Genomic DNA, 13,496 nt, shown 5'->3' on the forward strand with positions numbered 1-13,496 from the left:
TTCCCTCGGGGTGCCCCTCACGGACGATCGGCGAGTCGGTCGATCCAGGACGCAGTCACCGGCACAACCGCCAGCGCCGTCGCGAAACCGCCGATCGTGTCGGTCGGGTAGTGCGCACCCAGCCCGACCTCGGCCCACGCCATCAGGAACCCGCACACCAGCGCGAGCCCCAGCGTCCACACCACGGCCGCGACCCGGCCCGACCGCCCGGCCAAGACGTAAGCCCCGGTCAAGGCCAGCGCGGTCGCGAAAGCGGTGTGGCCGCTGGGGAACGACAGGTAACTGCCGTGGATCGTCCGCCCGGTCAACGGTTTCAGCACCGAAGTCACCACCACCGTCACCCCGCAGCCGGCCACCGTCAGCACCGCCGTCCGGAGCCGGTGCGTCAGCAGGCAACCGCCGATCACCAACACCAGGATCAGCGCCGCACCCAACGGCTCGCCGCAGAAGTCGATCGCCGTCGCGAAGTACCACCACGGGTCGCCGATGAGGTCCGGGCCGGGCAGGAGCGGGGCGTCGAACGCGCTCGGCACCGAGTGTCCGGCGAAGCGGAGGCCCAGCGCGACCAGCGTCAGGAACCCAAGCGCGGCCAAGACCATCGACGGCGTGCGCAGCACGACCGGAAGCGCCAGGGGCGAGGTCCTCAGTCGGTCGCGCACACCTTCCTTCATACCGTGGAAATCGCTTCCTCGTAGCCGTCGAGCAGCCGCTTCAACCCCACTTCAGGAGTGAAGTCAGCCTCGTACCGCTGCCGTGCGGCCTCGCCCATCTTCTGGTTCCGCTCGAAGTCAGCCACCTCGTGCAGCGCGTGGGCGAGCGCGGCCGCGTCGCCGGGCGGGTGCAGCAGGCCGGTGACACCGTCGGTGATCAGCTCCTCGAAAGCCCCGTGCACGGGCGCGACCGTCGGCACCCCGGCGGCCATCGCCTCCACCACCACGAGCCCGAACGCTTCCAGCCACGTCGAGGGCACCACCACCGCCGCCGCGCGTGCGATCAGTTCCTGGCAGGAAGCCCGGTCCTGCAGGCCCATGTACGACACGTTGTCCCGGCTCGCCGCCCAGGCGTCGACCTCGTCGGACAACGGCCCGGTCCCGGCGATCAGCAGCGGCAGCTTCCCGGTGTACCGCTCCCACGCCGCTTGCAGCAGCGGGATGCCCTTCTCCTCGGTGAGCCGGCCAAGAAACAGAAGGTGCTCGCCTTCGCCGATGCGCCGTCGACCCTGGTCCGGGACGAAGTTGTGCTTCACGGTCATCCGCGCCGCTGGCATGCCCGCGTCCACGAGAATGCGGCGCTGCGCGGCGGAGATGCAGAAGAACCTGGTCACGCCGGTCCGCCAGCGCTCCCGGTTGACCAGCAGGTTCACCGCCATCGGCACGGTCGCGGCGGCCGAACCGCGGTAGCAGCCGTGCCGGACCGCCGGGATCGGCAGGCCGCCCACGCAGTCGGTGCAGATCCGGCCGTCGCGGTAGAGCGTGCCGGGCGGGCAGACGAGACCGTAGTTGTGCAGCGTCGCGACCACTGGCACCCGCGCCTCAGCGCACGCGGCCAGCACCGACGGAGACAGCAGCGGAAAGGTGTTGTGGACGTGCACGACGTCCGGCCGGTCCCGCCGCAGCTGCGCCCGCAGCTCCGTCCGCGACGCTCGGTTCCACGGCACCTGCAACGGCACCAAAGCCTTGCGCGCCAACGGCATCGACGCGATGTCATCGCTGTGCCGTTCGAACCGCCGCACCTCGACGCCCGCCGAGGCCAGCAGCGAGGCCTCCGCGTCGACGACGTTGTTCTCGCCGCTCGGCTGTTCCGACCGATAGCGGTTGTGCACCACCAGAACCTTCACGCCAGCTTCTCCCTCGCCGGAGCACCGCCCGTGGCCAGCAACGACGCGGCGACCGCCAGATGCAGCAGATACGGTGACGCGTCGCCGAGCCCGGCCTCGGTGTACGACGCGGAAACGCAGTAAGCGATCAGGAAGATCGCGCACGCCCTAGCCAGCGACGGCGGCCGCAGCACCGCGACCGCGACCAGCACCAGCAGGATCGCGGCGACGATCCCGATCCCGACGAACCCCTGCTCGTGGTAGATCGCCAGCCAGCTGTTGTCGATCGGCAGGCCGTCGTAGGACTTGTCGGTGAGGCCGACGCCGAAGAGGTACTCGAACCCGGTCCGCGGCGCGGACAGCAGCGCGTCCCACACCTTCGCGCGGCCGGTCAGGCTGGAGAAGTCGTCGGTGCTCTGGCCGCGCAGGAACCACGTCTGCAGCAGCCCGCCCAGCACCACCGCGGCGAAGCCGGCCACGAGCACGATCCCGGCGAACACCTTCCGCGCCCGCGCGCTGACCAGCCCCAGCGACAGCAACGCGACGATCAGCCCGGCGACGAGCCCGAGCGTCGCGGTGCGCGTGTGGGTAAGCAGCAGTACCGCGAGCGACGGCACGACGACGATCAACGCGCTCTTGGCGTCCGTCCGTTTGCCGAGCCACATCAGCACCGCGAGTCCCGTGATGACCGCCGAGTACTGGCCGATCTGCGGCGGCGTCAGCGGCCACACCGCGCCGGAAAGCCGTCCGCCGTACACGTCCGGCATTGCCTTGCCCGGCGCGATCACCAGCCCGACCACGACTGAGATCAGCACCGCGCCGAACATCCGGATGTGCGCCCGCACGAACGTGAACGACCCGTCCCACCAGCCGCTCAGCAGCCAGAGCGTCGCGACGAACACGGTGAACCGGAAGCACCGGAACAGCGCGCCGTACCCGGATTCCAGGTGCACGCTGGCCACGATGCTCGTGAGCAGCAGGAAGGACAGCAGCATCAGGTACGCGCTCGGCCGGATCCGGATCCGCAGGTTCAGCACCAGCGCGAGCAGGAACGCGGTCATCAGCGCGCCCATGGTGACCAGCTGGATCACCGTGCGCGGCAGCGTGATCACCGTCTCCGCGCCTGCCGAACCGAGCGTGTTGAGGATGAGCAGCGCCCACGCCGCGCCGACCGCTTTCGGCGGCGCTTCGGCGGTCACGTCCGGGCGCAACACCACTTCGGCCACGTCAGCCACCCCCGTTCGGCCGGTAGCTGGAATTCGCGTCCTGGTGATACGGCGAACTCTGCCATTCGCCGATGCCGACGATATTGCTCATTTCCCTGGCGACGAACGTCCACGGTCCGGCATAAGCGTTGTCGTGCCAGGAATTGTCCTGCTGGAACGTGATCGCCTGCTGGATCACCGCGCCCTGGTACGGCGACCAGTCCGGGAAACTGCCGAAATTCGCCAGCACGCCGGTCCGGCCGCAGATCTCCTCGCAGCCGAGTGCCTTCGAGTTGAGGGTGAATTGATTGTGCTGCACCACGACCCGCTGGGTCTTCCACCGGCAGTCGTTGTACAGCGGTTTCTGCGCGATCGCCGGCGCGGAGCAGGTGCTGACGTTCGGCACCAGCTTCGTGCACGAGCCGCTGGACGTATTGGCCGGGCTGTTGCAGAACCGGTCGGCGTTCTCCCACAGGATGATGCCGTTCCAATTGTCCTGCAGCAGGTTTCCGGAAATTTCGAGAGTGCTCGTCCGGGCCTTCAGCCGCGGTTCGCCGCCGGATTCGGAAAGGTAGATCGTGGCGGACGGGAACGGGTCGCCGCGGTCGGCGTGCGCGCGCCCGTCGGGCAGGTTGTTGCGGCGGAACGTGTTGTTGCGGATCATCGCGTTGTAGCTGGTCTCGTAGATGATCGCGGTGCTGTCGTTGCTTTCGATCAGGTTGCCCTCGATCAGGAAATCGTTGTTGTTCGTGTCCGCCCACAGCCCGGTGCCGCGGTTGTCGTGCACCCAGTTGCCGACGACGTCCGCGCCGTCCACCGCCCAGAACTTCACGCCGCCGGTGCAGCCGCATTCCGGGACCTTGGCCTCCCAGTTCGCGGTGTTGTTGCCGGTGATCTCGGTGCCGCGCAGCACCAGCCCGGTCACGACCGCGTTGCCGGAGTAGGCGTTCATGCCGTACTGGCCGTTGCGCCGCAGGCAGCTGTCGAGCACCTGCTGCTTCGGCCCGGCCATCAGCCCGGCCCCGTCGTTGTCCTGCACGGTCAGGTGCTGGATCACCCAGCCGGGCCCCGAATCGTGGTTGACCACGCCTTCGTCGCGCGGCGCGGCGAAGCCCTGCACGGTGAACGATTCAAGCCGGACGTCCTTGCCCGGCCCGGCGAAGGCGTACCGGTTCTTCTTGCGCCCGTCGAAGACCGCGCCGGGAGCGCCGAGGTAGACGTCGCCGTCCTTGGGCTGTACCTGGGCGTACTCGTCATCGCTGAGCCGATGCGTGCCCGGCGCGAGCCAGAACGTGGTGCCCGGCGGGGAGTTCTTCGTCTTGGCCGACAGGTCGTCCACCACGGCCGGATCCACCGGGACCGCACCGGCGGGCGCGGTCGCCGGGCCCGGCGGCGCGTGGTCGCAGACCGCGGCGACCGGGCCCTGCGGCGAGGTCGACCCGGCGACCGGGGCGGGGGCCGCTCCGGACGAGGTGCACGAGGCCAGCGCGACCGGGAGCAGCGCTCCCAGCAGCAGCACCAATGTCCTTCGCACGGTGGATCCTCTCGACGATCAGGGCAGGTGGAGCACGGTGGTCAGCGGTCCGGTGACCGGACCGGAGCCGACGAGCGCCGTAGCGGGTTCGCGACGGCCGAAGCCGGGCGAGTACCAGCCCAGCGGCGGATTCGTCTCGCCTCGGTGCGCGGTCCAGGCGAGCTGCGGCGGAAGGTCCAGCGTCGCGGTCCGGCCGGGCCAGGTGAGCTGGGCGGTGTTGCCGGTCAGCTCCGCGGAAAGCAGCGGGCCGAGGTGGAAGGCGAGTTGGGCGGGGCCGCCGCCGGTCACCTCGTCGACCACGGTCAGCGTCCGGCCGACCAGCTTGACGGTGCGGCGATGCAACGCGGGGGCGTAACCGTCGTGCTCGGCCTGCCATTGGGTGGGCGTCGCGGCGAGCGTGCGGGACTGAGCGTGCCGGGTCCACAGGAACGGGCCGCCGGAAGTCGACTGGTCGACTCCGCCGAGCTGCAGCGTGTTGTGCGCGAGCGTGGAGCGGAAGTACGCGCGCCACTCGGGTTCGCCGTGGTAGCAGTACGTTCCCGGGTCGGCGAGGATGTCGACGCCGTCGTGCCGGACCTCAATGGACAACGCGTCGGCGTGCGCGTGTGCGGCGATAGCGAGGAAGCCGTGCGGACCGCTGTCGCAGCGGCACCAGATCTCCGGGCCGTTGTCGCTGCGCAGGATGGTCATGCCCGCGTCGGAGAACACCGGCCGCTCGCGAACGTTGTCCAGCTGCGGCACCGCCGAACGCAGCGCCGCGAACAACGCCGTGCGCACGTCGTCGGCGGGCAGCTTCGGCCACCACTCGGCCCGGCCGAACAGCGCGTCGCCGGTGGCCAGCAGCGAATGCCAGCGGTCGGTCGGCGGTCCGTCCACGATCAGGCCGTAGCCGTCGTCGGCGTCGCCTTGGCGCGGCGGCCGGCCAGTACAGTCCACAATGGCCGCGAGCGCGTCGCACATCGCCCGCAGTTCCAGCCAGGTCGAACGCGGCAGCCGCGGTCCGGCTTCGAGGGCAGCGGCGAGACCCAGCTCCAGCACCAGGCCGTGGTACTCGGTGGCCAGCTCGCGGTTCAGCCCGGACGTGAAGGTGTTGGCGCGTAAGTGAAAGTCGAGCGCCTGGAGCGCGTCGGAGCGCCAGCGGGCCGACTCCGGGAACCAGTCGAACGCACACGTCGCCGCCAGCTGCCCGGCCGCCTCGGCCAGCACGTGGTTGTTGGCCGAGGTGCCCCGGCTCGGGAACGCCGCGAGCCACCGCTGGTGGTGCCAGATCTGCCGCAGCGCCTCGGGATTGTCCTCGAACAGCCCGGGCGCGCCGGGCCAGCCGTCCAGCAGCCGCCGCACCCACACCCACGACAGCAGCCGGATGCCCAGCTCGATCCCGCTCAGCCAGTGCACGCCGCGCATCGGCGGGTTGACCGCCCACCACGACTTCAGGTGGTCGGCCACCCGGTGCGCGTACCGGTCGTCGCCGGTCACCCGGTAGGCCGCGGCCAGCACGGTCAGATGCTGGTGCCGCGAGGGTTCCCAGATCTGCTTGATGTCGCCGATCGCGTTCTCGTCCCGGTACGGGATCTCGAACGAGTACCGGTCCCCCGGCGCGCGGCGGCCGGTCTTCGGATCGAACGCCCAGTCCGGCGCGACCAGGTCGTCCCGCGCCACGCCGAAGTACTCGGCGTGCCCGTCCATCAGCTGGTCCGCCGCCGCGACCAGCCGCTCCCGCCCGGTCGTGGGCACCTCCGGCTCGGCGGGCCAGGCCGGGAAAGCGCGCCGCGCGGACCAGGTCGGCTGCCGCTGGGACTCGCCGCGCCACCGCTGTTTGCGCACGACGTCGCCGACCCGGCCGGCGATCTCGGCCGGCCCCATCGCGGACAGCCGGCGCAGGTACCAGGACGGGTCCATCACGGCTCCAACCGCACCGGCGCGCCGGTTTCGAGGCTGCGGTGCACGGCCAGCGTCGCGAGCGTCGTCGACACCAGCGAGTCGAGGCTGATCGGCATCGCGACGCCGGTCTTCAACGCGGTGATGAACGCGTCCAGTTCGGCCTGCTGCCCCTTGTCCCGGGCCTTCGGCAGCCGCGAGCTGGTCCAGCGCTTGCGCCCGAACACCGAGGCACGGACGAAGTCGTCGAACTTCAGCACCTTGCCGTCGGCGAGCACCTCCAGCGTTTCCTTGGGAAACGCCGTGTTGCCGCTGGTGATGTAGCTGATCGACGCGGTCGAGCCGTCGGCGTAGCGCAGCAGCACCTGCAGGTCGTGGTTGCCTGGCGTGCCGGTGGCGTAGACCGAAACCGGGTCGCTGCCGAGGAACCAGCTGACCGTGTCGATAAAGTGCCCGCCCTCGCCGACGAACCGACTGCCCTCGGCGTCCGCCTGGTTGTACCAGCTGTTCGCGTCCAACCGGCCCGCGTTGACCAGGTACCGCACCGAAGCCGGGCCGACCCGCGGGCCGAACTGGTTCTTCGCCTCGACCAGCAGTGGCGCGAACCGGCGGTTGAACCCGACCTGCAGCCGGTTGTTGCCGGATTCCGCGACCGCGTCCACGATGCCGCGCAATTCCTTCTCGGACAACGCCAGCGGCTTCTCCACGAAGACCGCCTTGCCCGCCAGCAGCGCCCGCCGCGTCAGCTCGGCGTGCGAACTGTGCCGAGTCACCACGAAGACCGTGCTGACCTGGTCATCAGCGAGCAGCGCGTCCACGTCGGTGCTGGCCGAGACAAACCCGAACTTGCGCTTCGCGTTGGCCCCGGAGAGCGCCGACGTGGTGACGACGTCGGTCAGCAGCACTCGCTCGTCCCCGGCCAGGTGCGGCAGGATCATCGACGACGCGTAGTTGCCCGCACCGATGAACCCGATCCGCAAGTCCCGCAACGGGTCTGGCCGGTCCTGCACTGCGGTTACCGCCGGAACCGCCGACACCACGCCTTCGTCCTCTGCGGGCGGTGCGTCCGGGTAGCGGAACAGCACGGCGACCGCCTTGAGCGAGCCCTCGTTGAGCGCCCGGTAGGTCTCGACCGCCTTCGCGAAGTCCGCGGTGTGGCTGATCAGCGGAGACACGTCGAGCTTGCCCCGCGCGGCCAGGTCGAGGAAGCATTCGAGGTTGCGCCGTTCCGTCCAGCGCACGTAGCCGATCGGGTAGTCGCGGCCCTCCAGCTCGTAGGCCGGGTCGTAGCGGCCGGGCCCGTAGGACCGGGAGAACCGGACGTCGAGTTCCTTTTCGTAGTAGGCGTTCCACGGCAGGTTCAGCGAGATCTTGCCGATGTCCACCACCCGGCCGCGATCGCGCGCGAGCCGCGCGGCCAGCTCCACCGGGTCGTTCGACGCCCCGCCCGCGGCGAGATACACCTGGTCGACGCCGTGTCCGCCGGACAGTTCGGCCACCGCCTGCTCGATCTCCCCGGACGCCGGATGCCCGCAGGCGAGCGCGCCCAGCTCCCGCGCCAGTTCGCAGCGCTCCGCGTCCGGGTCCACGCCGACGACCCGTGCACCGGCCGCCACCAGCAGCTGCACCACCAGCTGCCCGATCAGGCCGAGCCCGATCACCAGCGTGAGGTCGCCGAGCTGCGGTTCGCCGCGCCGGACGCCCTGCATCGCGATCGCGCCGACGGTCGCGAACGCCACCTGCCGCGGCGAAAGCCCGGCCGGCACCTTCGCGTACAGGTTCTTCGGCACCCAGTTCAGCTCGCTGTGCAGCGCGTGCTCGTTCCCGGCGCACGCCACGACGTCGCCGACCACGACGTCATCGATGCCCTCGCCGACCTGCTCGACCACGCCGCACAGCGAATAGCCAAGCGGCGTATAGGAATCGAGCTTCCCGGACACCTTGCGATAGGTCGCCGCGAGCCCGTTCGTCGCGACGCTCTGCATGACCTTCGCGACCTGGTCCGGCCGCGACCGGGCCTTGCCCAGCAGCGACATCCCCGCCTCGGACACCTTCATCATCTCGGTGCCGGTCGAGATCAGCGAGTACTGGCTGCGGACCAGCACGCCGCCCGGTTTGCACGCCGGCACCGGGACGTCGAGCAGGGCCAGCTCGCCGCTCTTGTAGTTCTGCACTACCTGTTTCACTGGACTCCTAGCCGCTCTCCGCGGAGGGCACCGCGGTACCAGTACTCGAGGGTCAGCACGTGCCAAAGATGTTTCGCGCGGTCCTCGCGCCCGGCGGCGTCCTCGGCCACCAGCCGCCGCAAAGCGTCACGCTGCAGGAAACCGGACTCGACCAGGACGCCTTCTTCGATGACCTCCCGCACCAGCGGCGCGAGGTCCCGGCTCATCCACGCCCGCAGCGGCGCGCTGAACAAGCCCTTCGGCCGGTACACGATTTCGTCGGGCAGGATCGCCGTCGCCGCTTTCTTCAACGCCACCTTGCCTTGCCGGCCGACGATCTTCTCCCGGCCCGGCACCTGGAACGCCGCCCGCACCACCTCGACGTCCACAAAGGGCGTCCGCACTTCGGTGGACGCGGCCATAGTGGACCGATCGGTGTAGGCGAGATTCAAGCCAGGCAAGAACATTCGCGCGTCGGCCAGGCACATCCGGTTGACCTGGTCGGTCAGCTTCGTGTCGTAGTAGACATCGGCATGCTCGGTGAGCACATCGTCCACTTCGGACTGGAGATCCGGCGAAACCAGGTCGAGCAGCTCGGCCCGGTCGTACATGGTGTAGCTGCGCCGGAACGCCGTTTCCTCCGGAAGGTCCGCAAAGGACAGAAACCGCTTCGCGAACCGCACCGACCGATAGCCACGCGTGGACGAAGCGACCGGCAACCGATCGACCGCCGCTCCGATCGCCCGGCGCGCCACCCCCGGCACGCGCCGGTAGCGCAACGCCAGCAGGTTCGCCAAATGCTTGCGGTAGCCCGCGAAAAGCTCGTCCGCACCCATCCCGGACAGCAGCACCTTCACCCCGGCCTCGCGCGCCGCCGAGCAGATCAGGTACGAGTTGATCGCCGCCGGGTCGCCGATCGGTTCGTCCAGGTGGTGCGTCATCCGCGGCAGCAGCTCCTGCACGTCCGGCGCGATTTCGATCTCGTGCAGGTCCACGCCGAACTTCCGGGCGACGATCCTTGCGTAGCGCAGGTCGTCCGGCATCGCCTCGAATTTCGCGTCCTCCGGACGGAAACCGATCGTGTAAGCCGAAATCCCCGGCTGCTCGCGCGCGGCCAGTGCGGTGAGGTAGCTGGAATCGAGGCCGCCGGAGAGGAAGGTCGCCACCGGAACATCGGACAGCAGGTGCTTGCGGGTGGAATCCTCGATGACCGCGTGCAGGTCGACCTCGCCGCGATAGGCCGCGCCTTCCTCGGCGACCTGACGGAGCGACCAGTACGTCCCGGTGTCCGTGCTCCCGTCCGGCCGGAACCGCAGCCAGGTGCCGGGCGGCAATTTCTCCGCCTCCCGGTAAGCGCACCGGCTGTCGGGAACCCAGTAGTACAGCAGCGACGCGATCATCGCCGCCTGGTCCACGTTCAGGGTGTCGCCGAGTTCGCGGGCCAGCGCTTTCAGCTCCGACGCGAACACGACCCCGCCTCCGCGACGCACGAAGAACAGCGGCTTGATCCCCAGCTGGTCCCGCACGAGCACCAGCTCACCCGTGCGTTCGTCGTACACCGCGAAGGCGAACATCCCCCGCAGCCGCGGCAGACAGTCGGTGCCCCATTCCCGCCAAGCCCGTAGCAGAACCTCGGTGTCGGAGGTGCCGCGGAAGCGGACTCCAGCGGCCTCGAGTTCGGCTCGCAGCTCCGGCGCGTTGTACAGCTCGCCGTTGTAGGTCAGGGCAAGACCCTCGGCCGTCATCGGCTGCGCGCCCGTTTCCGACAGGTCCACGATGGACAGCCGACGGTGTCCTAAGTGGACCTCCCGGTGGTCGTAGCGGCCGTCGCCGTCCGGCCCCCGGTGCGCGAGGCACTGGGTGAGCCGGTCGGTGAGCGGGCCGCCGTCCGGCCAGCTGTACGCGCCCGCGATGCCGCACATGCGCTTCGTCCCCCTAGCTTTCCTGAACGGGTTTGAGCCGCCTCGTCGGTGCGTCCGGATCCACGTCCATCCGTTCGATCGGGCGGAGCCTGCGTTCGGGCTTGCCCGGCCATTCGATCGGCTTCGTTTCGTCCCGCAGTTCCAGCTCGACCACCGCGTCGTCCTGTTTCTTCGCGACCACTGCCGCGCGCCCGCGCAACGCCGTGTGCAGCCCGTCCCACAACGTGCCGTCGGTGCGGTCCTTCGGATCCGGATCGACCAGCACCACACCCAGAATCGGTACGCCACAGTCGGCGAGCTGCCGCGCGACGGTGTGCAGCCACTGCGTGTTCGCGAACCCGGCCTTCACGACGAGCACGGCCTCCGCGCCGAGCGCCGACAGGTCGGTCCACGCCGTGCCCGGAGCGGCCGTGCCGACCCCGACCCGGCGCACCGCCCGCGCCACCGCGGGGTCGCCAGCCTCGACGACCTCGACGTTCCCCTCCACCGGCAGCCGCGAGACTTCCTTGCCCGGCAGGTCGTCCACGAGCACGACCGGCCCGTCCTCGGCCAGCGACCGGCCGAGTTCCACCGCCAGCTCCGCCGCGGTCGAAGCCGCACCGATTTCCAGCAGCGACAACGAAGCCCGGTCTTCCCGGGCCGCCCGCGCGAGTGTCAGCGCGACTCGGCTGGTCTCGGTGACCGCCTTCGAACGCCGCCACAGCTTCGCCGGTCCGACCGGCTTCACCCCGATCTGCGCGATCACCGAAGCCCCGAGGTGCTGCGAAATTTCGCGGCGCAAGACCGGCCGATCCCGGACCAGCGCGCTCACCCCGGCGAACGCGAGCCCGAGCGCGAGGCCCAAGGCCAGCCCGACACCGCCGTCCGTGCCATAGGTTTTCAGCTTGGACACCGGCTGGATCGCCGGGGCGTCCACGATCTGCGTCCCGGCGATGACCTCCGGCGACCCGATCCCGGCCTGCTGCGCCTGGTTCTGCAAATCGGCTATCTTCGACACCAGGTTCGCGCGCTGCGTGTACAGCTGCTCCAGCGCGCCCGGGTTGGAATTGCGCCCCTTCGCGACCTCAGTCGCGGCCTGGTTGTCGACGTCGGCAAGTTGCGTCTGCGCCTGATCCCGCTGCTCCAGCAACGCTTTCGAGCGGCCGGTCGCGGCTGCTTGCGTGCGCTGCGTGTGGTTGGCGATGAAGGCGTCCGCGAGTGCCTTCGCCTTCGCTACCGCGTCATCCTTGGTCTTCGCCTTGACCGTCACCTGCAGGACGTTGTTGGTGAGGCCGAGCCCGGCGTAATCCTTCAGGAAGTCCGACGGCGATTCGGTGCTGTTGATCCGTTTCAGCGCGGCCGCGGCCATGTTCGCCGTCGAAAGCACGGCGACGTCGGTGCGCATCAGCGTGCCGCTGTCGGTCGGCGAATCGTCCGGGTGGATCACCATGATCTTCGTGACCGCGGTGGGCGGCGCGGGCAGCAGGACCGCCACCGCGCAGCCGAGGATCAGCCCGGCCAGCGCGGTCGTCAGCCAGAACCGCCGCTTGCGCCGCAGCGCCACCACCAGCCGCTGGAGATCGACCAGCGGCTGGACCTGCCCGGCGCTCACCGCGCACCCGCCAGCTCGTCGGTGCGCTCCTTGGCGGGAGGCTTTTGCCGCGTCCCGCCAGCGAGATGCACTTCCCTGGCCAGCACGGCACCGAGAATTTCGTGCCCGGCGTCCGCGCAAGCCTCCGCAATCGAAACCAATTCCCACGCGTTGCGCGAGCCGAGCGACACCACCACGAGCACTCCTGCCGTTCCATCCGGCACGATCGGCTGCGCCCCGGGTACCACCTCGATTTCGGCCACCGTCACCTCGACCCGGATTCGATCGCCGCGAGCCGTGCTGACGAACTGCTCCGCGACCTCCCGCGCTCCCGCGTCCCCGCGCGGCGTGAGAATGAGCAGCCGCAACACTCCGTCGCGATCCGCGCCCAGCCGCGCGAGCACGCGCCGGTACCGCACCTCCCGAGCCGCGTCGTCCGCCGACGCCGGCACCTCGGGCAGATTCCACGGCCGTTCGTTCCCGACCGCCTTGCGCCACCACTTCACCGGCGCGTCCGAAGCCGCCGCGACGTCGATGCTCGCCAGCACCGGAGCACCCAGGGCTGATCCGATTTCGGATTCGCTGCGCGGCCTCCGGTCAGTCCGGGCACGGAAGAGGTAGGCCAGCACCCCGAGGATGAAGAACAGCACCGCGCCACCGAGGGTCAACTGCAGGAAGGTCGGTGCCGACGGCGAAGACGGCCGCTCCGAAGGACCCAGCACGACCATGTTGCCCGCGCCGGTCGCCGCGTCCGCCGCGTTCAGGTTGTTGACCGCCTGTTCCAGCGCCGTCCGCAACCCCTGCAACGCGGTGCGCGCCTGCACACCCTCGACGGTGTCGCCGTTCGCCACCGCCTTCGACAGATCGAGGATCCGCTGGTTGGTCTGCGTGATCTGCTGCCGCAGCGCTTCCTTCTGCTGTTGCGCGAGTTGCGCGGCCTGGTCGGCGGAATTGCCGAGCAATTGCGTCGAATACTTCACGAACTCGCCGGCGACCTGGTCGGCGAGTTGCTGCGCGTGCTCCGGACTGTCTCCTCTCGCGGTCAGCGTCACGACATTGCCCTGCGCGACCGACGTGGTGACCGACTTCTGCAGATCCGTCCCGCGCACCCCGAGCCCCAGCGCCGCCGACGCCCGGTCGAGCACCACCGAACTCGTCGCCACCTGTGCTTGGGTCAGCAGTTCGTCCGGCTGGCGCGGGCCCTGCAGCAACACGCTGGCCTGCGCCTCGTATCCCGGGGAAAGCACCGCCGAGGCCCCGGCCCCGACACCGGCGCCGACCACCGCGAGCAGCAACAACGCTCGCCACCGGCGGCGCACCACCTTCGCCACAATGGGGAGGCGTATTGTTTCGTCACTCAAAACCAGGTCTCCCCTCACGGGCCGACGCACGGGTCATTGACCCCG

At 69.8% G+C, this 13,496-nt stretch carries 9 protein-coding genes; all 9 read right to left on the reverse strand.

Going from position 1 to position 13,496, the window contains the following annotated elements; all coding sequences use genetic code 11:
- Positions 1–17: 17 nt before the first annotated feature.
- The 9 genes from ACFSVL_RS05885 to ACFSVL_RS05925 are packed head-to-tail and all read right to left on the reverse strand — an operon-like array spanning position 18 to position 13,451.
- Positions 18–659 (reverse strand): phosphatase PAP2 family protein, encoded by a 642-nt coding sequence (locus tag ACFSVL_RS05885; RefSeq protein ID WP_378301155.1) that lies wholly within the window; start codon positions 657–659, stop codon positions 18–20.
- 8 nt (positions 660–667) lie between these two features.
- Positions 668–1,837, reverse strand: a complete 1,170-nt coding sequence (locus ACFSVL_RS05890; protein ID WP_378301157.1) for a glycosyltransferase family 4 protein — start codon at positions 1,835–1,837, stop codon at positions 668–670.
- Positions 1,834–3,042: an O-antigen ligase domain-containing protein gene (locus ACFSVL_RS05895; protein ID WP_378301159.1), complete on the reverse strand. Its 1,209-nt coding sequence runs from the start codon at positions 3,040–3,042 to the stop codon at positions 1,834–1,836. Before ACFSVL_RS05895 ends, ACFSVL_RS05890 begins: the two co-directional genes overlap by 4 nt.
- Before the next feature lies 1 nt (position 3,043).
- Positions 3,044–4,555, reverse strand: a complete 1,512-nt coding sequence (locus ACFSVL_RS05900; protein WP_378301161.1) for a right-handed parallel beta-helix repeat-containing protein — start codon at positions 4,553–4,555, stop codon at positions 3,044–3,046.
- Positions 4,556–4,573: 18 nt separating this feature from the next.
- Complete coding sequence (locus ACFSVL_RS05905; RefSeq protein ID WP_378301163.1) at positions 4,574–6,454, reverse strand: heparinase II/III family protein; 1,881 nt, start codon at positions 6,452–6,454, stop codon at positions 4,574–4,576.
- Positions 6,454–8,619, reverse strand: coding sequence for a bi-domain-containing oxidoreductase (locus tag ACFSVL_RS05910; protein WP_378301165.1), 2,166 nt, complete (start codon positions 8,617–8,619; stop codon positions 6,454–6,456). Before ACFSVL_RS05910 ends, ACFSVL_RS05905 begins: the two co-directional genes overlap by 1 nt.
- Positions 8,616–10,520: an asparagine synthase (glutamine-hydrolyzing) gene (gene asnB, locus ACFSVL_RS05915; protein WP_378301167.1), complete on the reverse strand. Its 1,905-nt coding sequence runs from the start codon at positions 10,518–10,520 to the stop codon at positions 8,616–8,618. Before asnB ends, ACFSVL_RS05910 begins: the two co-directional genes overlap by 4 nt.
- A 13-nt stretch (positions 10,521–10,533) precedes the next feature.
- Positions 10,534–12,111 (reverse strand): Wzz/FepE/Etk N-terminal domain-containing protein, encoded by a 1,578-nt coding sequence (locus ACFSVL_RS05920; protein ID WP_378301169.1) that lies wholly within the window; start codon positions 12,109–12,111, stop codon positions 10,534–10,536.
- Positions 12,108–13,451 carry an exopolysaccharide biosynthesis protein gene (locus ACFSVL_RS05925; protein WP_378301171.1) on the reverse strand — a complete coding sequence of 448 codons (1,344 nt, stop codon included), beginning with the start codon at positions 13,449–13,451 and terminating at the stop codon, positions 12,108–12,110. The genes ACFSVL_RS05920 and ACFSVL_RS05925 overlap by 4 nt, the downstream gene beginning before the upstream one ends.
- Positions 13,452–13,496 lie beyond the last annotated feature (45 nt).

The organism is Amycolatopsis silviterrae (genome assembly GCF_042684085.1).
Classification (GTDB): domain Bacteria; phylum Actinomycetota; class Actinomycetes; order Mycobacteriales; family Pseudonocardiaceae; genus Amycolatopsis; species Amycolatopsis silviterrae.